Here is a 19,892-nt window from a genome sequence, read left to right on the forward strand (position 1 = left end):
TATTCCTCCTTTATTTATCTTTTAATCCAAGACCCAAATCAATAAGTTTGAATTTCACTTCTTCCAAACTCTTGCGTCCAAGATTTCGTACTTTCATCATCTCTGCTTCAGATTTTTCTGTCAAGTCATGCACAGTATTGATACCGGCACGTTTCAAACAGTTGTATGAACGCACAGACAAGTCCAGTTCCTCAATCGTACGATCCAAGATACGGTCGTCAGATTCAGTATCAGCTTCTTTCATCACTTCAGTTGACTTAGCAATCTCAGTAAGATTTGTAAACAAATCAAGATGTTCTGTCAAAATACGTGCTGAAAGCCCTAAAGCATCTTCTGGAATAATTGTTCCATTTGTCAAGATTTCAAGGGTTAATTTATCAAATCCATCATTGCTACCTACACGAGCAGGTTCCACTTGATAGTTGACTTTTGTAACTGGTGTATAAATAGAATCTACAGCAAGTGTTCCAACTGGTGCATTATCTTTTTTATTTTCATCAGCAGGTACATATCCACGACCACTGTTAACAGTCATAGTCGCTTTTAGAGAAGAACCTTCACCGATTGTAAAGAGATAATGATCTGGATTTACAATTTCAATATCGCTATCTGTCAAAATGTCGCCAGCTGTTACTTCAGCAGGACCTTCAACATCTAGTTCGATGATTTTTTCGTCTTCAACGTACGATTTCACTGCAATTCCTTTAATGTTCAGAATGATTTGCATCACATCTTCACGAACACCTGGAACTGTGTCAAACTCATGTAACACACCATCAATGTTGATAGATGTCACAGCTGCTCCTGGTAGAGAAGCTAGAAGTACACGACGAAGAGAGTTACCAAGAGTTGTACCGTAGCCACGTTCAAGTGGTTCGATTACAAACTTGCCATAATCTTTATTTTCATCAATTTTTGTTATATTTGGTTTTTCAAACTCGATCATTTAGTTACTCCCTCTTAAACGAAAAGCAGTGTAATGCGATGATTATACACGGCGACGTTTTGGAGGACGAGCACCATTGTGTGGCACTGGAGTCACATCACGAATTGCTGTTACTTCAAGACCAGCGGCAGCAAGCGCACGAATAGCTGACTCACGACCAGAACCTGGACCTTTTACAGTAACTTCAACTGATTTAAGACCGTGTTCTTGTGCAGATTTAGCAGCAGCTTCAGAAGCCATTTGAGCAGCGAATGGTGTAGATTTACGAGAACCTTTGAAACCAAGAGCACCAGCTGATGACCAAGCAATTGCATTACCATGCACATCAGTAATCATAACAATAGTGTTATTAAATGTAGCGTGAATATGAGCAATACCAGATTCGATATTCTTTTTCACACGACGTTTACGTGTTGGTTTAGCCAAGACTTTTACCTCCTATATTATTTTTTCTTACCAGCAATCGCAACAGCTTTACCTTTACGAGTGCGAGCGTTGTTTTTAGTGTTTTGTCCACGGACAGGAAGTCCACGACGGTGACGGATACCACGGTATGAACCGATTTCCATCAAACGTTTGATGTTCAAGTTTACTTCACGACGAAGGTCACCTTCAACTTTGATTGCATCCACTTCACGACGGATAGCATCTTCTTGATCTGATGTAAGATCACGTACACGAACATCTTCTGAGATTCCAGCAGCAGCCAAAATTTTCTTAGATGTTGCAAGTCCGATACCATAAACATAAGTCAATGAGATTACTACGCGTTTGTCATTTGGAATGTCAACTCCAGCAATACGAGCCATGTTTTCTCCTTTCTATCTTATCCTTGACGTTGTTTGTGTTTTGGATTTGCTGGGCAAATTACCATAACACGACCATTACGACGAATAACTTTACAGTATTCGCAAATTGGTTTGACCGATGGTCTTACTTTCATTTCTTATCCCTCCAAGTTTTTCGATTATTTAAAGCGGTAAGTGATACGTCCACGTGTCAAGTCATATGGACTCATTTCGACAGTAACACGATCTCCCGCTAAAATACGAATATAGTTTTTACGAATTTTACCAGAAACTGTTGCTAAAATCTGATGTCCATTTTCAAGTTCAACCGTAAACATTGCATTCGGCATTGTATCAACTACTTTGCCTTCAACTTCAATCACATCGTCTTTTGCCACGCAAAAGCACCTCCATAAATTTCGATTCGATGCCTCTAGACACAGAGACAACAATTATAAGTCAGACTATCTCAGTATAACATTTGTAGCTGATTTTTGCAAGTGTGAAAAGCGCTTTATTTCAAATTTGTCAATACTTTTTCGATATCTGAGAAGACATCATTGATATCTTGATTACCTTCGATGTCATGAACCAAACCTTTGGCACGGTAGTGAGCAATGATTGGTTCTCCTTGAGCAATATTCACATCCAAACGACGCTTCACTGTCTCAGGTTTATCATCTTCACGTTGGTAGTAATCTTCTTCTTTATAGTTAACTGGTGGGTTAAAGACCTTGTGGAAAGTTTCTCCAGTTACGCGGTGGATGATACGACCACTCAAACGTTCCAAGAGGCTATCTGGATTTACTTCAATGTTGATGACACCTTCTAGTTCAATACCAAGTTCAGCCAATGTTTTGTCCAAGGCATGAGCTTGTTCGATTGTACGTGGGTAACCATCCAATAAGAATCCTGTTTCTTTAATATCATCTTGTGAAAGACGTTCTTTTACGATTCCATTTGTAACTTCGTCAGGAACCAATTCACCCTTGTCAATGTATGACTTAGCAAGAACACCCATTTCAGTTTGATTTGCCATAGCAGCTCGGAACATATCACCTGTTGAGATATGTGCAACATGGAATTGTTCTACGATTTTTGCTGCTTGAGTTCCCTTACCTGCACCAGGTAAGCCCATAATCAAAAGATTCATGATTTGATCTCCTTATTTTATTTTTAAATAGAAGCAAAAAGTCTTTTCACCCCTATTTAAAAACAAAATAGAAGAGGGGAGACCAAACTCTCACAAATGTCAGAGTTTAAACCTCCACTCCCTCAGCATTTACTGATTATGTAAATACTTTTATTCTGTTCTATCCATGAAACCAACATACTTACGTTTCAATAAGTATCCTTCCAATTGTTTGATTCCTTCAATACCTGTAGAGATAATGATCAAAAGACTGGTTCCTCCAAAAGCAACTGCTTCTGAAAGTCCGAAAACATCTTTTGCTACGATCGGTAAAATAGAAATCACACCAAGGAAGAGAGAACCAACCGTTGCAAGACGACGAAGAAGTTTAGACATATATTCTTCTGTACCTTTACCAGGACGAACTCCGTGGATATAGGCACCGCTCTTTTGTAGGTTTTCTGCCGCTTTTTCAGGATTAATCTGTACAAACGTATAGAAGAATGTAAAGAGAATAATCAACAAAGCATACATGGCAATACCAGTTGGTGAAGTTGTTGCCAGCATTTCTTGTGCTGTTCTTACCCAAGCCCAATCATGACCTGTAGCGCTTAAAAACTGTAGAATAGCTGCTGGCGCCGCAGTAATCGAACTTGCAAAGATAACAGGGATAACTCCAGCAGGGTTTACCTTCAATGGAAGGTAAGAGCTAGATGGAGCACCTTGTGCAACCTTAGTATATTGGATTGGAATTTTGTATTCTGCTTGTTGAACATAAGTTGTAAAGTAAATGATCAACAATACAGTAATAATCAAAATGATTACGAAAATGATAGATGAGTTAATACGGCTACTTGGGACGTTCACAAAGTAGTCCACATAGATGCCCTGAATCATCTCTGGAATTGAGGCAACAATCCCGGCGAAGATAATCATAGAAACACCATTTCCGTATCCCTTATCTGTAATTTGCTCTCCCAACCAAGTAACAATCATGCTACCAGCTGTTAAGATGATACCAATCATGATAAAGACTTGTGGTGTAAGAGCTGTTTTCAACAATTGAGCTCCAGCCAAAGTATTAAAACCAGCTGTAATCCCGATAGATTGCACAAAGGCTAAAACAAGAGCAATATAACGAGTAGCTTGATTCAATTTTCTTCGACCTACTTCCCCTTGTTTACCCCACTCTACAAACTTGGGTAAAATATCCATTTGCAAGAGTTGGACAACGATAGAGGCCGTAATGTAGGGGCTAACACCAAGAGCAAAAACTGAGAAGTTTTTCATGGCATTCCCTGACACCAAGCTCAACATGTTTAAGAAGGATAATCCACTTAAAGCATTCAAGCTATTAGCATTCACACCAGGAACTGTAATGCTAGTTCCGATACGAAAGACCAAAACGACAAAAATTGTAAATAAAATTTTTGATCGAACCTGCTTGACTTTAAGAGCTTCTCTTAATAATTTAAAAAACATAGGTCACCTCTCTTAGATGACTTCTACTGAACCACCTTTAGCAGTGATAGCTTCTTCAGCTGATTTAGAGAATTTAGCTGCTTTCACAGTCAATTTCTTAGTCAACTCACCGTTACCAAGAATTTTAATACCTGATTTTTCAGCTTTAACAATTCCTGCTTCGATAAGAACAACTGGAGTTACTTCAGCACCATCTTCAAAGACGTTCAATTGGTCAAGGTTCACAATTGCGTATTCTTTAGCGTTGATGTTAGTGAATCCACGTTTTGGAAGACGACGGAACAATGGAGTTTGTCCACCTTCAAAACCAAGGCGAACTCCGCCACCGCTACGAGCTTTTTGACCTTTTTGACCACGACCAGATGTTTTACCGTTACCTGATGAAGTACCACGACCAACGCGGTTACGTAGTTTACGAGAACCTTCTGCAGGTTTCAATTCATGAAGTTTCATTTTTATTTTCTCCTCTTTTGTAAAATGCTAGCGCCGATAAGGGAGAAAAGGTTGTCTCCCCCATCAACTCGCCTATACAACGTCATCATAGATGACTATATCTAGTTTTAGGGGATGGTATACTCCACATCCCCTAAAAATTCATTAGTTTACTTCTTCAACTGTTACCAAGTGAGATACTGCAGTGATCATACCACGGATAGCAGCGTTATCTTCTTTAATAACAGAGCTGTTCAATTTGCCAAGTCCAAGTGCTACAACAGTTTTACGTTGTGATGGAATGCGTCCGATTGGAGACTTAGTCAAAGTAATTTTAATTTGAGCCATTTTATCCCCTTTCTTATGCTAAATCAGAAACTGAAATACCACGAAGTGCTGCAACTTCTTCAGCGCGTTTCAATTGTTTCAAACCTTCAACAGTTGCACGAACAATGTTGATTGGAGTGTTAGAACCAAGTGATTTAGATGTAATATCTGCCACACCTGCCAATTCCACAACGGCACGAACTGCACCACCAGCGGCAACTCCAGAACCTTCTACAGCAGGTTTCAACAATACTTTAGCTCCACCGAATTCTGAAAGTACTTCGTGTGGGATTGTTGTTCCAACCATAGGAACTTCGATCAAGTTTTTCTTAGCATCGTCTACTGCTTTACGGATTGCTTCTGGAACTTCTTGAGCTTTACCAGTACCAAATCCTACGCGACCGTTGTGGTCACCAACAACAACAAGAGCTGCGAAACGAAGACGACGTCCACCTTTAACAACTTTTGTAACACGGTTGACAGCAACTACGCGTTCTTCTAATTCAACTGCATTGTCTTTAAATGCCATTTTCTAGTGTCCTCCTATTAGAATTTCAATCCGTTTTCACGAGCTGCATCAGCCAAAGCTTTCACACGTCCGTGATATAGATATCCACCGCGGTCGAACACCACTTCTGAAATACCTTTAGCGTTTGCACGTTCTGCAACGAGTTTACCGACAGCAACGGCTTGTTCAGTTTTAGTTCCTTTTGAAACTTCTTTGTCAAGAGTTGAAGCACTTGCGAGCGTTACACCCGCTACGTCATCAATCACTTGAGCGTAGATGCCTGTATTAGAACGGAATACGTTCAAACGTGGGCGATCAGCAGTTCCAGAGAGTTTTCCGCGAACGCGACGGTGGCGTTTTTGGCGGAGTTTGTTTTTATCTGGTTTTGAAATCACAGTTTTCACCTCTTTAGTTTTAAATCGTGTGCTATGCACAAAGTTGGAAAATAGGTTGGTGGTTGAGACTCAACCACTCAACATTATTTACCTGTTTTACCTTCTTTACGGCGAACGAATTCACCAACGTAACGGATACCTTTACCTTTATATGGTTCTGGTGAACGAAGGCTACGTACGTAAGCAGCTGTTTGACCAACTACTTCTTTTGAAATTCCGCTAACAACGATTGTTGTTGGGTTTGGAAGTTCAAAAGTAATTCCTTCTGGAGCTTCAACTTCGTCTGGATGAGATTTACCAACAGCCAAAACAAGTTTAGATCCTTGAAGTTGTGCACGGTAACCAACCCCACGCATTTCAAGTTCTTTCTTGAATCCTTCTGATACACCAACAACCATGTTGTTCAAAAGGGCACGAGTAGTTCCGTGGATAGTTTTCATTTCTTTTGAATCGTTTGGACGGTGAAGAGTTACTTCAGCACCTTCCACACGGATTTCAATATCTTTTGAGAACTCACGAGTAAGTTCTCCTTTAGGTCCTTTTACAGTTACAACGTTGTCATTGTTAGTGAGTTCAACACCAGCAGGCAACACGATAACTTTATTACCAATACGTGACATGTTTATTTTCTCCTGTTAAATTGTCAGGCCAGAACGGCCAGTTTTCACGGGGTAAGATACTTATTTAGTTCAAGAGCTGAACTGAACACGCTCTAACGAGCTTTGTATCTTGATTTGAGTTCGAGCTAAGAATTTGGTGAAAAAGATAAGTTTGTCTTGGAGCATCGCTCCTGCTACAAACTTCCTATTTTCACTGCATTCTTTTAACGCTCTCACATCATCAATTACCAAACGTAAGCGATAACCTCACCACCAACATTCTTTTGGCGTGCTTCTTTATCAGTAAGCAAACCTTCAGAAGTTGAAAGGATAGCAATTCCAAGTCCGTTAAGAACTTTTGGAAGGTCTTCACGTTTTTTGTAGACACGAAGTCCTGGTTTAGAAACACGTTTCAAGTTAGTGATAACTTTTTCACCGTTTGGTCCGTATTTAAGGAATACACGGATGATGCCTTGTTTGTCATCTTCGATGATTTCAACGTTTTTTACAAAACCTTCGCGTTTAAGGATTTCAGCAATCCCTTTTTTGATGTTTGATGCAGGTACTTCAAGTACTTCGTGTTTTGCTTGGTTAGCGTTACGAATACGAGTTAGGAAGTCTGCGATTGGGTCAGTCATAACCATTTTGTTTTTCTCCTCTTACTAGTAGTTTGCAAGTTGCACTTGCTAGTTAATACATGATACAAAGAGCGTAACAGCACGAGCAAAAATAGGCAATTTGATGCAGGAGCGATGCTCCAAAGAAAATTGGTCTTTTTTGCCAAAGCTGTAGCTCGTGTTCAAATTGGCAAGCCCAACTGAACCCGGGCTAAACTCTGTGTGAAAAAGATAAACTTTCCTAGAAACTTCAGTTTCTTCGTCAAGTTTCCTATTTTCACTTGGAGTTTTGACGCCCTTGATAACTTAAATTACCAAGATGCTTTTGTTACACCAGGGATTTGTCCTTTGTAAGCTAATTCACGGAAGCAAACACGGCAAAGTTTAAATTTGCGGTAAACTGAATGTGGACGACCACATTTTTCACAACGAGTATAAGCTTGAGTAGAGAACTTCGCTGGACGTTTGTTCTTAGCAATCATTGATTTTTTAGCCATTAGATTTACCTCCTATATTATTTTGCAAAAGGCATTCCAAGGCCTGTAAGCAATGCACGTGACTCTTCGTCAGTGTTAGCAGTTGTTACGATAACAATGTCAAGACCACGAGTTTTGTCAACGTCATCGAAGTTGATTTCTGGGAAGATCAATTGTTCTTTCACACCAAGTGTGTAGTTTCCGCGTCCGTCAAATGATTTTGTTGGAACACCGTGGAAGTCACGTACACGTGGAAGTGAAACTGAAACCAATTTATCCAAGAATTCGTACATACGTTCACCACGAAGGGTAACTTTTGCACCGATCGCAACACCTTCACGAAGACGGAAGCCGGCGATTGATTTTTTAGCTTTAGTGATAAGTGGTTTTTGACCTGAGATAAGTGCCAATTCTTCAGCAGCTTTTTCAAGGCTTTTAGCGTTTGATACAGCTTCACCAACACCCATGTTCAAAACGATCTTATCTACTTTAGGCACAGCCATCACTGATGAGTAGTTGAATTGTTCTGTCAAAGCAGGAACTACTTCATTAAGATATTTTTCTTTTAAACGATTTGCCATTATACTTCTCCTTTCCTTCGTGATTAATCAAGCACTTCGCCTGATTTTTTGTTGTAGCGAACTTTTTTACCGTCTACAAATTTGTAACCAACACGACCAGCTACACCATTTTTGTCCAAAACTTGAACGTTTGATACGTGGATAGCTGCTTCTTTCTCGATGATACCACCTTGAGGAAGCTCGTTAGTTGGACGTTGGTGTTTCTTAACGATGTTAACACCTTCAACGATAACTTTGTTTACTTTTGGAAGGGCAGTAAGGACAACAGCTTCTGTTCCCTTATCTTTACCAGCGATTACGCGAACTTTGTCGCCTTTTTTTACAAACATTAGGTTTCTCCTTGATTTTTCTTACGCCCATAAGGGCACCCTAGCTTGAAGCTAGGGGACTAGTTTGTTTCTAAAAATTAAAGTACTTCTGGAGCAAGTGACACGATCTTCATGAAGCCACCTTCACGCAATTCACGTGCAACTGGGCCAAAGATACGTGTTCCGCGAGGAGTTTTGTCTTCACGGATGATAACTGCTGCGTTTTCGTCAAATTTGATGTATGAACCATCAGCACGACGAGCACCTGATTTAGTACGAACGATAACTGCTTTAACAACGTCACCTTTTTTAACCGCACCACCAGGAGTAGCTTGTTTTACAGATGCCACGATAACATCACCGATGTTTGCAAATTTACGTCCTGAACCACCAAGAACTTTGATAGTCAAGATTTCGCGAGCACCGCTGTTGTCTGCGACTTTCAAACGAGTTTCTGTTTGAATCATTTCAGTTTTCTCCTTTCAGGTTTGATTAGATGATGACCGCTTCTTCAACAACTTCTACAAGACGGAAACGTTTTGTAGCTGAAAGCGGGCGAGTTTCCATGATACGTACGATATCGCCTTCTTTGGCAACATTGTTTTCATCATGAGCTTTGTATTTTTTAGAGTAGTTAATACGTTTACCATAGACTGGGTGGTTACGTTTTGTTTCAACTACAACTGTGATTGTCTTGTCCATTTTGTCAGATACAACACGTCCAACAAGAACTTTACGATTATTGCGTTCCATTGAAATTTCTCCTTCCCTAGTCTATTATTTCGCTTCAGATTGAACTGTTTTGATACGAGCGATTTGTTTTTTAACTTCTTTCAAGCGAGCTGTTTGTTCCAATTGACCAGTAGCAGCTTGGAAACGAAGTTCAAACAATTCTTTTTTCAATTCGTTTTCGCGCTTCGCGAGTTCTTCTTGAGAAAGACCACGAAGTTCTTTAACAAATTCTTTTACTTCATTAAGTTTCATGCCTTCTCCTTATTCTGCTTCACGTTTTACGAATTTACATTTAACTGGCAATTTGTGGCTAGCAAGACGAAGCGCTTCGCGAGCGATCTCTTCAGATACACCAGCGATTTCGAACATCACTTTACCACGTTTAACTGGTGCTACCCAACCTTCAGGTGCCCCTTTACCAGATCCCATACGCACACCGATAGCTTTAGCAGTGTATGATTTGTGTGGGAAGATTTTAATCCAAACTTTACCACCACGTTTCATGTAACGAGTCATGGCGATACGAGCAGCTTCGATTTGGCGGTTAGTGATCCAGTGGCTAGTTGTAGCTTGAAGACCATATTCACCGAATGCTACTTCTTTTCCACCTTTTGCTTCACCGCGCATTTTTCCACGGAATTCACGACGGTGTTTAACACGTTTAGGTACTAACATTGGTTATTTACCTCCTTTAGTGTTTTTGCGAGCTGGAAGAACTTCACCACGGTAGATCCATACTTTAACACCAAGTTTACCGTATGTAGTATCTGCTTCTTCCCAAGCGTAATCGATATCTGCACGAAGTGTGTGAAGTGGAACAGTTCCTTCAGAGTATCCTTCAGCACGGGCGATATCTGCACCGTTCAAACGACCTGATACTTGAGTTTTGATTCCTTTAGCTCCAGCACGCATTGCACGTTGGATTGCTTGTTTTTGTGCACGACGGAAAGCAACACGTTGCTCCAATTGACGAGCAATTCCTTCACCTACAAGGTGAGCATCCAAATCAGGTTGTTTGATTTCGATGATGTTGATGTGTACTTGTTTTCCAGTCAATTTGTTAAGTTTTGCACGGAGTGCATCAACATTAGCACCACCTTTACCGATAACCATACCTGGTTTAGCAGTGTGAAGTGAAACGTTAACTTTGTTTACTGCGCGTTCGATTTCGATAGTTGAAACTGCTGCGTCAGCAAGTTCTTTTTGAACGAATTTACGGATTGCAAGATCTTCATGAAGGTAATCCGCGTATTCTTTTTCAGCATACCATTTGGCATCCCAATCACGGATGATGCCGACACGCATACCAATTGGATGTACTTTTTGACCCACGATTTTACCTCCTTATTTTTCTGCAACAGCTACAGTGATGTGAGCTGTACGTTTGTTGATTGGTGAAGCTGAACCTTTCGCACGTGGACGGAAACGTTTCATAGTTGGTCCTTCGTTTGCGAATGCTTCAGATACTACCAAGTTAGCTTTATCCAAACCAAAGTTGTTTTCAGCGTTAGCTACAGCTGAGTTCAAAACTTTCAAGATGATTTCAGCAGCTTTGTTTGGAGTGAATGTCAAAATTGCGATTGCATCGGCTACGCTTTTACCACGGATGTTATCAAGAACAAGACGTGATTTACGAGGTGAAACACGTACTGTACGAGCCATTGCTTTAGCTGAAGTAATTTCTGCCATTTATGTTCTCCTTATTTTCTACGTGTTTTCTTGTCGTCTGCAGCGTGACCTTTGTAAGTACGAGTTGGTGCAAATTCACCAAGTTTGTGACCTACCATGTCTTCTTGGATGTAAACAGGTACGTGTTTACGCCCGTCATAAACTGCGATAGTGTAACCAATGAAACTTGGGAAGATCGTTGAACGACGTGACCAAGTTTTAATAACTTTTTTCTTTTCGTCGTTAGCTTGAGCTTCAACTTTTTTCATCAAATGCTCATCGACGAAAGGTCCTTTTTTAAGACTGCGTCCCATTTTTATATTTTCTCCTTTAAATGTTGTACCACAGCGGCTTGCGCTCACATGGAGCGCTACCGAGCTGGCGGATTTACTAGTTGCTTAAGCGACTAGTTTAATATTATTTCTCGTTGCGACGACGAACGATAAGTTTGTCAGATTTCGCTTTCTTGTTACGAGTTTTAAGACCAAGAGCAGGTTTGCCCCATGGAGTAGATGGTGCTTTACGACCAACTGGTGCTTTACCTTCACCACCACCGTGTGGGTGATCGTTAGGGTTCATTACAGAACCACGAACTGTTGGGCGGATACCTTTCCAACGGCTACGTCCTGCTTTACCAAGATTTACAAGTCCATGTTGTTCGTTTCCGACAACACCAACTGTAGCACGGCAAGTTCCAAGAATCATACGAACTTCACCTGATTGAAGACGAACAAGAACGTATTTACCTTCAGAACCCAATACTTGAGCAGATGCTCCAGCAGCACGTACCAATTCACCACCACGACCTGGTTTCAACTCGATGTTGTGGATCAAAGTACCAACTGGGATGTTAGCAAGTGGAAGAGCGTTTCCGACTTTGATATCTGCTTCTGGACCTGAAACGATACGTTGACCTACTTCAAGACCTTTTGGAGCGATGATGTATGCTTTCACACCGTCAGTGTAGTGTACAAGAGCGATGTTTGCAGAACGGTTTGGATCGTACTCGATTGTTTTAACAACTGCTTCAACGTTGTCTTTGTTACGTTTGAAGTCAACCAAACGGTAGAAACGTTTGTGTCCACCACCTTGGTGACGAACTGTGATACGACCGTTGTTGTTACGACCAGCCTTGCTCTTCAATGCAACAAGCAATGATTTTTCAGGAGTGCTTGTTGTGATTTCAGCGAAATCCAAAGAAGTCATATTACGGCGACCGTTTGTTGTTGGTTTATAAACACGAATTCCCACGATATTTCCTCCTTAGATTATTCAGCTTCAGCAGCAAACAACTCGATTGCTTTAGAATCAGCTGTAAGTGTGATGATAGCTTTTTTAGTTTTGTTAGTAAAACCAGTGTAACGTCCAACACGTTTAGCTTTTGGTTTTACGTTGATTGTGTTAACATTGGCAACTTTAACACCTTCGAAAGCAGCTTCAACAGCTTGCTTGATCAAAAGTTTGTGTGCACGAGTGTCAACTTCAAATACATATTTCCCTGCTTCAAGTTGAGCCATTGAGCTTTCAGTGATGACAGGTTTTTTGATAACATCATACAAATTCATTATGCAAGAACCTCCTCGATTTTAGAGATAGCTGCTTGTGTGACAAGAAGTTTGTCGCTATTTGCGATGTCAAGAACACTTGCAGTTGTAGCAGTTGCAACTTTCACGTTTGGAAGGTTACGAGCTGAAAGAGCTGCGAATTCATTTCCTTCTTCAAGGATAACAAGAACTTTAGAATCGATGCTCAATGCTGCAAGAACTTTTGCAAATTCAGCAGTTTTTGGAGCTGTAAATGAAAGAGCGTCTACAGCTACGAATTTGTTTTCAGCAACTTTTTCAGAGTAAACTGATTTAAGAGCTAGGCGACGAACTTTTTGTGGAAGTTTGTAGCCGTATGAACGTGGAGTTGGTCCGAAGACAACACCACCACCACGCCATTGTGGTGAGCGGATAGAACCTTGACGAGCACGTCCAGTTCCTTTTTGACGCCATGGTTTGCGTCCACCACCTGATACTGCAGAGCGGTTTTTAACAGCGTGTGTTCCTTGACGAAGGCTTGCGCGTTGGCTGATGATCACATCAAACACAACTGATTCATTTGGTTCAATACCAAATACTGCATCGTTAAGAACAACTTGGCCAGCTTCTTTACCAGTTTGGTCAAATAATGTTACGTTTGCCATTGTGACTGATTTCCCCTTTCTTTATTATTTACCAGCTTTAACTGCTGATTTGATAGTGATAAGAGATTTCTTAGCACCTGGTACGTTACCTTTGATAAGGATAACGTTCTTTTCTGGAACAACTTGTACAACTTCAAGATTTTGAATTGTTACGCGGTCGCCACCCATACGCCCTGCAAGGTTTTTACCTTTGAATACACGGTTAGGTGCAACAGGTCCCATAGAACCTGGGCGACGGTGGTAACGAGAACCGTGAGCCATTGGTCCACGTGATTGTCCGTGGCGCTTGATAACACCTTGGAAACCTTTACCTTTAGAAGTACCAGTTACGTCAACAACGTCCCCAGCTGCGAATGTTTCAACTGTAATTTCAGCACCAACTTCCAAGCCTTCAACGTTTTTGAATTCACGAATGAAGCGCTTAGGAGCCGTGTTAGCTTTCGCTACATGTCCTTTAGCAGGTTTGTTGCTCAATACTTCGCGTTTGTCATCGAAACCAACTTGGATAGCGTTGTATCCGTCTGTTTCAACAGTTTTAACTTGAAGAACAACGTTTGGAGTTGCTTCAATAACTGTTACAGGGATCAATTCGCCAGCTTCAGTGAAGATTTGAGTCATTCCCACTTTTTTCCCTAAGATTCCTTTTGTCATGAGAAAATAGTTCCTTTTCTATATTTTTTATTCAAAAAGTTTTTAACGAGCGTTTTTTATGCTCAAGTCTAAGATACAAAGGGCGTCAAACTCAAAGTGAAAATAGGAAACTGATGCAGTGTCTAGCAGACACTAGGAAGTTTATCTTTTTTCACACCGAGTTTAGCCCGTGTTCAATTAGATTGAAACACTAGCCTCTGCTCTTTTATATTTTAGATTAAAGTTTGATTTCTACGTTTACACCACTTGGAAGATCCAATTTCATCAAAGCATCAACTGTTTTTTGAGTTGGGTTAACGATATCGATCAAACGTTTGTGTGTACGCATTTCAAATTGTTCGCGAGAGTCTTTGTATTTGTGGGTCGCACGAATGATTGTGTAGAGGCTACGTTCAGTTGGAAGTGGGATTGGACCCGCAACTTGTGCACCTGTACGAGTAGCTGATTCTACGATTTTTGCAGCCGCTGTGTCAAGCGTACGGTGTTCGTAAGCTTTCAAACGGATACGGATTTTTTTGTTTGCCATCTTTTTCTCCTTTTCGTCTATTTAAGATAATAGGCTAGCTCCACAAGAAAACCGACGCGGGTTGCGTGGCAATGCAACCGAGCGTATCGCAACCTCTTGCATCAAAGCTAAGGCTGTAATTTACAGCACCATAATAGAATAACACAAATCCCCTGCGATTGCAAGGGATTTGTTGCTATTTTTTCGTTTTTTACGATGAAACTGTTTTCTTTTTTGATAGGTCATTTATTTAACTGTTTTCATAGAAGAAAGTTAGTCTCTCTTCACCTGTTCATAGCTTTCTTTTCCGTCATTGAGCTTGTCCCAAATCACTACTTGCCCACTTTTGAGGGATTTTTGCACATCGATAATTCGTTGGTTGGACGAACCTCGAAACTGGAGCATGAGATTTCTCTTAGTTCGGTCATATCTTCCATCGACAAGAATGTCAATCAGTGATAAGAGTTCCAGTTTATCTGGAGTTTCCAGTATCATTTCTTCCCAAGTGTAACCTGTCCATGACCAGATGTCCTTGTCTGGCAATTCCTTCCGAATGCGTTTAACAAGTGGCAAAAGAATGCCTGTATTGAGAAAGGGCTCCCCTCCCAACAAAGTCAAGCCTTGAACATAGGGCTGAGCAAGATCTGCCATGATTTGTTCTTCTAACTCTGCTGTATAGGGAATGCCAGCATTGAAGGACCAAGTCGCTACATTATAACACCCCTCGCAGTGAAACATACAGCCTGCTACATAGAGAGAGTTACGCACGCCTTCTCCATCTACAAAGTTAAAGGCCTTGTAGTCAATGATACGGCCTTGACTGAGCTCCTCACTTTTCCATTCTTGTGGTTTGGGATTATTCATTCTCCACCTCTATCCAATAACGCTCGACTCCATCACGAACATCCTCAATGAGACCTCCATTTGCTAGAATGACTGCTCTGCTAGCAGGATTATTCACGCTACAGGTCACAAGAGCCTTCTTGATGTTCTTTTCCTTAGCAACTTGCAAGCCCTGACGAAGCGTCACTTTAGCATAACCTTTGCCTCTTTCTGATGGACGAATGGAGTAGCCAATGTGGCCACCTTCTTCTAGTAGAAAGTTACTGAGGCGCAACCGGAGATTAAGAAATCCAACTGCTTGACCTTTCTCAGAAAAAGCCACTAACTGAATTGCAGGAACCCATCCTTCAGGCAGATTAATCCCCATTTCCTGATTCTGATTACTTTCCAACCATTCCTCATAAGAAAAATTTTCTGTATCCCAGAAACCACCGTCGTGAGGCGACTGATATTTTTCAAACTCTGCCATCATCTCTAAAACTGTTTCTTTATCTGCTAATCTTGGTCTGCGTAATTCCATCCTTACCTCCCACTAAGAGAAAAGCGAGAGCTGACTCTCACTTTTATTTTTTCTTGTTCTTGTTTAAAAATTGTTCTCTGAGGTTGAGCAAGCGTTCTTTTTTACCAGCTCCACCTTTAGAGTGTTTCTCGTGATAACGGGTCACTTGTGCACGCCCCTTATCGTCTAATTGATATTTTCCCATTTCATTTCTTTCTAATTTGTTACTTGATGCCCAGCTATTTTAATCGTTGAGCCATTCATATGTTTGACACGCGCTGCGATTTCCTTGTGACGACCGTTGACCATAGGTCTGGCTTGAGGATTGCCTAAATAGCCACAAGTCCGTTTAACAACGTCTACTGTTTTAGGGTCGCTATTGCCACAGTTAGGACAAGCAAATCCTCTTTCAGTTGGTTCAAAATCCCCTTCAAAGTCACACTTGTAGCAACGGTCAATTGGAGTATTGGTCCCCAAATAACCCACACGATCATAAGCATAATCCCACACAGCTTCCAAGGCCTTTGGATTTTGCTGGAGGACTGGATACTCACAGTAATGGATGAAACCACCTGACGCACCTGCTTCTGGATAGATTTTTTCAAAATCCAGTTTTTCAAACGGTGTTGGATTTTTACGAACATCGTAGTGGAAAGAATTGGTGTAGTATTCCTTATCTGTAATATCAGGAATAGAACCAAACTTCTCTGTATCCAGTCGGCAGAAACGGTCTGTCAAACTTTCAGATGGTGTTGAGTAGATAGAGAAATGGTAGCCATATTGGTCAGACCACTCTTCTACACGACGTTTCATATCGCGAATGATGTCTAGCGTGAATTCCTTAGCATCTGGATTACTTTCCCAGCTATTACCAAAGAAAACAGTCGCTACTTCATACAAGCCGATATAGCCCAGCGAAACTGTCGCACGACGATTCTTAAAGAGCTGGTCAACACTTTCTTCTTTACCTAGACGATGGCCAAAAGCACCGTACTGATAGAGGATAGGAGCATTGGCTGGTGTAGCTTCCTTGGTCCGTTCGACACGGTAAACCAAAGCATCTTCTGCGATATTCATACGCTCGTTGAAGATTTCCCAGAACTTGTTCATATCTCCTTCAGATTCAAGGGCGATACGAGGTAAGTTAACCGTCACAACACCCAGATTCATACGGCCTGAATTGACCTCAACACCATTTTCATCCTTCCATCCTTGAAGGAACGAACGACAACCCATGGGCACCTTGAAGGAGCCTGTCAAGTCAACAATCTTATCGTAAGATAAAACATCTGGGTACATTCGCTTGGTTGCACACTCGAGAGCCAACTGCTTGATGTCGTAGTTGGGAGTTCCTTCCTCTAAATTAAGGTCTCTTTTCAGAGTAAAAATAAGTTTAGGAAAGATAGCCGTACGGTGTTCTGAACCAAGACCCTTGATACGAATGTTTAAAATTGCCTTTTGAATTTCTCGTTCAAAACGATTGGTTCCTAGACCAAAACCTAGCGAAGTAAAAGGTGTTTGTCCGTTTGAAGTGAAGAGAGTGTTGATTTCATACTCGAGAGATTGCATGGCATCATAGATGTCTTTTTGTGCTTTCTTCCAAGCGTAATCTTCCCGTTTTTCAGGCAAAACCCATTCTTCCGCATCCTTGAGGTGTTTTTGGTAATTCTTCTCTGCATAAGGTGCCAAGACTTCATCGATACGATCAGCTGAACAGCCGCCATACTGGCTAGAAGCAACGTTGGCGATGATTTGCGAAATCTGAGCAGTCGCAGTCTGGATAGACTTAGGACTCTCTACCTCTGCATTTCCAATCTTAAAACCATTTTCCAACATACCCTTAAAATCAATCAAACAGCAGTTGGTCATAGGTGTATAGGGGCTGTAGTCCAAATCATGATAGTGGATATCCCCCTTTTGGTGGGCATTGGCTACGTGCTTAGGAAGCATTTGCAGTCCGATTGACTTTCCAACAATCCCTGCTGTCAAATCGCGCTGGGTGTTAAAAACATCACTGTCTTTGTTCGCATTTTCATTGATAACTGCCTGGTCTTTGTTGAGAAGTTTATGGATGCTAAAGTTGATATCTGTCGCTTTTGAGCGCTCAAAATCCCTCTGTGTCCGATAAGTGATATATTCCTCAGCTAGCGCATATTCTTTGGCTTCAAGGAGTTCATGTTCTACGATATTTTGAATTTCGTAAATCTTAACTCCCTTTGGAAAGCGACTATGAATTTCTGTGACAATTCGCTCAGTCAGAGCATTTAGGCGTTTTTCAACCAAGGGTGTCACATCCATAACCTTGTCTGCCGCCTTGTGGAGAGCCTTGTCAATCTTGTCCACATCAAACACAACACGTCTCCCATCTCGTTTCTCGACGAAGAGAGTTGGCAAAATTGTAATTTTTTCTTCTAGTGCAATCATATGCATGCTCTTTTCTAAAATGTTCTTTCTAAAAAGTATTATACCACTCTAAAAAGAAAAATCAATATCTTGTGTTAAAAATCCTAAAATTTTTAAAAATACACAAGATATTGATTTTGTTATTTAATTTTATAGACTTTAAACTCTGAGTAATCAGTCTTTAGTTGTTGGTAATTTTCTTTCAAAATTGTTTCTACTTCAGACCAGACTGGCACCTTGTCATTCACAAGAATCATCTTGGGTTGATTTTCTTTTAAATCATTAATCAAACTAGTTTTATTTTCTTCTGTATTTGTGTAGAGAAGAGGTGATGAGAACATGGATCCAGCCAAACGCTGGCTTTCTTTATAGATTTGAACATGGGAATCCCAGATATAGATTCGGTCTCCCTCACTCGTCTCTTGTTTGATTCTATCTACTACTTGATGTTGTTCACTATAAGAAGCTGGATGCAAGACAAAACGAGCTACAAAAGGAACTGTAATTAGATAAACCACTACTAGAATAGGTAAGTAGAGATTTCCCCTCATAAATTTTTTCCATAAAGTTGGAACTTCCTCTCTTCTCCGACGACGTGCCATCCTTCCCGAGTGTTCCCCACGAATACTGGTCATCAAAAGAAGGAGTAAAAATGGAAGGATTAGAATCAAACGTGAACCGTGAAGAGGTTCTTGAGAAAAAATCAGCAAGACCAGTCCAAATAAGAAAACAAAGCTAGCTGGCACTGAGATGACATATAATCTAGATGCTTTAGATTGGAACAAGCCTAGAAAAATAAGGACGAGAGCACCTAAACCAAAGGTCAATAAACCATAGAATAAAAGATGATCCATTAGTTGGGAGTTGGTAAATATCTGAAGGGAAGTAATTGGATATAAAAGACTCTCCTGAGCCTCTCCAAAACCTCCTGAAATGATGACATAGTAGCCTAAAGGATAAAATAGGAGAGAAAAACCAAGTGCTGTCGCAAAAAATTGATAAATTCCATGTATAAAGCGTCCATGTCCAACATTAAAAACAAATAAACCAATCGTTACTACAACAGTAAAGAGAAGACTTGTAAGGGACTCTATAAAAAATGCTAGGGCCAAGAAAATCCCCAGACGTAGAAATCCCTTGTCATGGTTAGGATTTGACAGATAGCGTGCTACTAAAGAAAAGCCTGCAAATAAGAATGGAAGAGCTAAAATCGTAGCATAGCCTCCTCCAAAACCAAGACCAGACACCAGAATATAAAATATCGTTAGAAGTTGCTTAGCTTGATCCCTTTGTCCCGTCAAATAGTCAGTTGCAGAAAAAAGGAAATAGCCCCCTCCTAAGAAAGCTAACCATTCTACTAAGGCAAAAAGAATGCCTCCTTGGGTAATGTAAAGTAGTAAATAATAAATAAGACCTTGACCAGCGTAATAACTACTGTAGAGCTGTCCTCCCTGATGCAAAGCCCACCCTATATACAAATCCTGCGCCTGAGAAGGACTTACCATATCTAAAAGTAAAGGAAGCACCACAGAAAAAATTGTCGCAATCGTACTTCCAATGATGAGTCTGAAAAACGGGAAAGCTACCTGCTCTTCTTTTTCTACATGAGATTCAAGGTTCCTATCCAGTCTATTTTCAATTTCATTACTCTGTATCATTTCAGATACTTCTTCTATTCTGCCATATACAGCCATGTCGTTTCTCCTATTCAATTTATCTGTCTTAGTATATCAAAAAGACCTAGAATTGTCAGCTTGCGATGGCTGTTTGAGTGATTTTTTACATAGTTTCACAAAGGTTTCAATTTCTCGA

General features: G+C 40.7%; 33 protein-coding genes. All 33 read right to left on the reverse strand.

Going from position 1 to position 19,892, the window contains the following annotated elements; translation table 11 throughout:
- Positions 1–10: 10 nt before the first annotated feature.
- Positions 11–946, reverse strand: coding sequence for a DNA-directed RNA polymerase subunit alpha (locus tag GEZ84_RS01450; RefSeq protein ID WP_000568987.1), 936 nt, complete (start codon positions 944–946; stop codon positions 11–13).
- A 42-nt stretch (positions 947–988) separates the two neighbouring features.
- The gene (gene rpsK, locus GEZ84_RS01455) at positions 989–1,372 is read right to left on the reverse strand and encodes a 30S ribosomal protein S11 (RefSeq protein WP_001118385.1); all 384 of its coding nucleotides are present in this window, start codon (positions 1,370–1,372) and stop codon (positions 989–991) included.
- A gap of 17 nt (positions 1,373–1,389) precedes the next feature.
- Positions 1,390–1,755 carry a 30S ribosomal protein S13 gene (rpsM, locus tag GEZ84_RS01460; RefSeq protein WP_000090781.1) on the reverse strand — a complete coding sequence of 122 codons (366 nt, stop codon included), beginning with the start codon at positions 1,753–1,755 and terminating at the stop codon, positions 1,390–1,392.
- A 17-nt stretch (positions 1,756–1,772) separates the two neighbouring features.
- Complete coding sequence (rpmJ, locus tag GEZ84_RS01465; RefSeq protein ID WP_001808836.1) at positions 1,773–1,889, reverse strand: 50S ribosomal protein L36; 117 nt, start codon at positions 1,887–1,889, stop codon at positions 1,773–1,775.
- Between the two features lie 24 nt (positions 1,890–1,913).
- Positions 1,914–2,132: a translation initiation factor IF-1 gene (infA, locus tag GEZ84_RS01470; protein ID WP_001029883.1), complete on the reverse strand. Its 219-nt coding sequence runs from the start codon at positions 2,130–2,132 to the stop codon at positions 1,914–1,916.
- Between the two features lie 116 nt (positions 2,133–2,248).
- The gene (locus tag GEZ84_RS01475) at positions 2,249–2,887 is read right to left on the reverse strand and encodes an adenylate kinase (RefSeq protein WP_153223068.1); all 639 of its coding nucleotides are present in this window, start codon (positions 2,885–2,887) and stop codon (positions 2,249–2,251) included.
- 150 nt (positions 2,888–3,037) lie between these two features.
- Positions 3,038–4,348, reverse strand: coding sequence for a preprotein translocase subunit SecY (gene secY / locus GEZ84_RS01480; protein ID WP_153223070.1), 1,311 nt, complete (start codon positions 4,346–4,348; stop codon positions 3,038–3,040).
- A gap of 12 nt (positions 4,349–4,360) precedes the next feature.
- Positions 4,361–4,801, reverse strand: a complete 441-nt coding sequence (gene rplO, locus GEZ84_RS01485; RefSeq protein WP_000766077.1) for a 50S ribosomal protein L15 — start codon at positions 4,799–4,801, stop codon at positions 4,361–4,363.
- A gap of 144 nt (positions 4,802–4,945) precedes the next feature.
- Complete coding sequence (rpmD, locus tag GEZ84_RS01490; protein ID WP_000057241.1) at positions 4,946–5,128, reverse strand: 50S ribosomal protein L30; 183 nt, start codon at positions 5,126–5,128, stop codon at positions 4,946–4,948.
- Between the two features lie 13 nt (positions 5,129–5,141).
- Positions 5,142–5,636 carry a 30S ribosomal protein S5 gene (rpsE, locus tag GEZ84_RS01495; protein WP_000874202.1) on the reverse strand — a complete coding sequence of 165 codons (495 nt, stop codon included), beginning with the start codon at positions 5,634–5,636 and terminating at the stop codon, positions 5,142–5,144.
- 17 nt (positions 5,637–5,653) lie between these two features.
- The gene (rplR, locus tag GEZ84_RS01500) at positions 5,654–6,010 is read right to left on the reverse strand and encodes a 50S ribosomal protein L18 (RefSeq protein WP_000624044.1); all 357 of its coding nucleotides are present in this window, start codon (positions 6,008–6,010) and stop codon (positions 5,654–5,656) included.
- An 83-nt stretch (positions 6,011–6,093) separates the two neighbouring features.
- The gene (rplF, locus tag GEZ84_RS01505) at positions 6,094–6,630 is read right to left on the reverse strand and encodes a 50S ribosomal protein L6 (RefSeq protein ID WP_000086637.1); all 537 of its coding nucleotides are present in this window, start codon (positions 6,628–6,630) and stop codon (positions 6,094–6,096) included.
- A 224-nt stretch (positions 6,631–6,854) separates the two neighbouring features.
- The gene (gene rpsH / locus GEZ84_RS01510; RefSeq protein ID WP_000245504.1) at positions 6,855–7,253 is read right to left on the reverse strand and encodes a 30S ribosomal protein S8; all 399 of its coding nucleotides are present in this window, start codon (positions 7,251–7,253) and stop codon (positions 6,855–6,857) included.
- 284 nt (positions 7,254–7,537) lie between these two features.
- Positions 7,538–7,723, reverse strand: a complete 186-nt coding sequence (locus tag GEZ84_RS01515) for a type Z 30S ribosomal protein S14 (protein WP_001085697.1) — start codon at positions 7,721–7,723, stop codon at positions 7,538–7,540.
- 17 nt (positions 7,724–7,740) lie between these two features.
- Positions 7,741–8,283: a 50S ribosomal protein L5 gene (rplE, locus tag GEZ84_RS01520; RefSeq protein ID WP_000013542.1), complete on the reverse strand. Its 543-nt coding sequence runs from the start codon at positions 8,281–8,283 to the stop codon at positions 7,741–7,743.
- A 23-nt stretch (positions 8,284–8,306) separates the two neighbouring features.
- Complete coding sequence (gene rplX / locus GEZ84_RS01525; RefSeq protein ID WP_000497691.1) at positions 8,307–8,612, reverse strand: 50S ribosomal protein L24; 306 nt, start codon at positions 8,610–8,612, stop codon at positions 8,307–8,309.
- Positions 8,613–8,689: 77 nt separating this feature from the next.
- Positions 8,690–9,058 carry a 50S ribosomal protein L14 gene (rplN, locus tag GEZ84_RS01530; protein ID WP_000616545.1) on the reverse strand — a complete coding sequence of 123 codons (369 nt, stop codon included), beginning with the start codon at positions 9,056–9,058 and terminating at the stop codon, positions 8,690–8,692.
- A 25-nt stretch (positions 9,059–9,083) separates the two neighbouring features.
- Positions 9,084–9,344 carry a 30S ribosomal protein S17 gene (rpsQ, locus tag GEZ84_RS01535; RefSeq protein ID WP_000440801.1) on the reverse strand — a complete coding sequence of 87 codons (261 nt, stop codon included), beginning with the start codon at positions 9,342–9,344 and terminating at the stop codon, positions 9,084–9,086.
- 24 nt (positions 9,345–9,368) lie between these two features.
- Positions 9,369–9,575 carry a 50S ribosomal protein L29 gene (rpmC, locus tag GEZ84_RS01540; RefSeq protein WP_000772918.1) on the reverse strand — a complete coding sequence of 69 codons (207 nt, stop codon included), beginning with the start codon at positions 9,573–9,575 and terminating at the stop codon, positions 9,369–9,371.
- Positions 9,576–9,584: 9 nt separating this feature from the next.
- Complete coding sequence (gene rplP / locus GEZ84_RS01545) at positions 9,585–9,998, reverse strand: 50S ribosomal protein L16 (protein WP_000960946.1); 414 nt, start codon at positions 9,996–9,998, stop codon at positions 9,585–9,587.
- A gap of 3 nt (positions 9,999–10,001) precedes the next feature.
- A complete protein-coding gene (rpsC, locus tag GEZ84_RS01550; RefSeq protein ID WP_000529936.1) occupies positions 10,002–10,655 on the reverse strand; it encodes a 30S ribosomal protein S3 in 654 nt (217 codons plus the stop codon).
- A 12-nt stretch (positions 10,656–10,667) separates the two neighbouring features.
- The gene (gene rplV, locus GEZ84_RS01555; protein WP_000818137.1) at positions 10,668–11,012 is read right to left on the reverse strand and encodes a 50S ribosomal protein L22; all 345 of its coding nucleotides are present in this window, start codon (positions 11,010–11,012) and stop codon (positions 10,668–10,670) included.
- Positions 11,013–11,023: 11 nt separating this feature from the next.
- The gene (gene rpsS, locus GEZ84_RS01560) at positions 11,024–11,305 is read right to left on the reverse strand and encodes a 30S ribosomal protein S19 (RefSeq protein WP_000533766.1); all 282 of its coding nucleotides are present in this window, start codon (positions 11,303–11,305) and stop codon (positions 11,024–11,026) included.
- A 103-nt stretch (positions 11,306–11,408) separates the two neighbouring features.
- Positions 11,409–12,242, reverse strand: a complete 834-nt coding sequence (gene rplB, locus GEZ84_RS01565) for a 50S ribosomal protein L2 (RefSeq protein WP_000512911.1) — start codon at positions 12,240–12,242, stop codon at positions 11,409–11,411.
- Between the two features lie 17 nt (positions 12,243–12,259).
- Entirely contained in the window at positions 12,260–12,556 is a 297-nt protein-coding gene (locus GEZ84_RS01570; protein ID WP_001055347.1) for a 50S ribosomal protein L23, read from the reverse strand.
- Positions 12,556–13,179, reverse strand: coding sequence for a 50S ribosomal protein L4 (gene rplD, locus GEZ84_RS01575; protein ID WP_000024537.1), 624 nt, complete (start codon positions 13,177–13,179; stop codon positions 12,556–12,558). The genes GEZ84_RS01570 and rplD overlap by 1 nt, the downstream gene beginning before the upstream one ends.
- A 24-nt stretch (positions 13,180–13,203) precedes the next feature.
- The gene (gene rplC, locus GEZ84_RS01580; RefSeq protein ID WP_000160197.1) at positions 13,204–13,830 is read right to left on the reverse strand and encodes a 50S ribosomal protein L3; all 627 of its coding nucleotides are present in this window, start codon (positions 13,828–13,830) and stop codon (positions 13,204–13,206) included.
- A 217-nt stretch (positions 13,831–14,047) separates the two neighbouring features.
- Positions 14,048–14,356 (reverse strand): 30S ribosomal protein S10, encoded by a 309-nt coding sequence (gene rpsJ / locus GEZ84_RS01585; protein WP_001284513.1) that lies wholly within the window; start codon positions 14,354–14,356, stop codon positions 14,048–14,050.
- A 252-nt stretch (positions 14,357–14,608) separates the two neighbouring features.
- Positions 14,609–15,199: an anaerobic ribonucleoside-triphosphate reductase activating protein gene (nrdG, locus tag GEZ84_RS01590; protein WP_153223072.1), complete on the reverse strand. Its 591-nt coding sequence runs from the start codon at positions 15,197–15,199 to the stop codon at positions 14,609–14,611.
- Positions 15,192–15,698 carry a GNAT family N-acetyltransferase gene (locus GEZ84_RS01595; RefSeq protein WP_153223074.1) on the reverse strand — a complete coding sequence of 169 codons (507 nt, stop codon included), beginning with the start codon at positions 15,696–15,698 and terminating at the stop codon, positions 15,192–15,194. Before GEZ84_RS01595 ends, nrdG begins: the two co-directional genes overlap by 8 nt.
- A gap of 43 nt (positions 15,699–15,741) precedes the next feature.
- Positions 15,742–15,882 (reverse strand): hypothetical protein, encoded by a 141-nt coding sequence (locus GEZ84_RS01600; RefSeq protein ID WP_000521618.1) that lies wholly within the window; start codon positions 15,880–15,882, stop codon positions 15,742–15,744.
- 11 nt (positions 15,883–15,893) lie between these two features.
- Complete coding sequence (nrdD, locus tag GEZ84_RS01605) at positions 15,894–18,101, reverse strand: anaerobic ribonucleoside-triphosphate reductase (RefSeq protein WP_050114614.1); 2,208 nt, start codon at positions 18,099–18,101, stop codon at positions 15,894–15,896.
- A gap of 119 nt (positions 18,102–18,220) precedes the next feature.
- Positions 18,221–19,774 carry a damage-inducible protein CinA gene (locus tag GEZ84_RS01610; RefSeq protein WP_153223076.1) on the reverse strand — a complete coding sequence of 518 codons (1,554 nt, stop codon included), beginning with the start codon at positions 19,772–19,774 and terminating at the stop codon, positions 18,221–18,223.
- Positions 19,775–19,892: the final 118 nt, after the last annotated feature.

This window comes from Streptococcus mitis (assembly GCF_009496155.1).
Lineage (GTDB): Bacteria > Bacillota > Bacilli > Lactobacillales > Streptococcaceae > Streptococcus > Streptococcus mitis_BQ.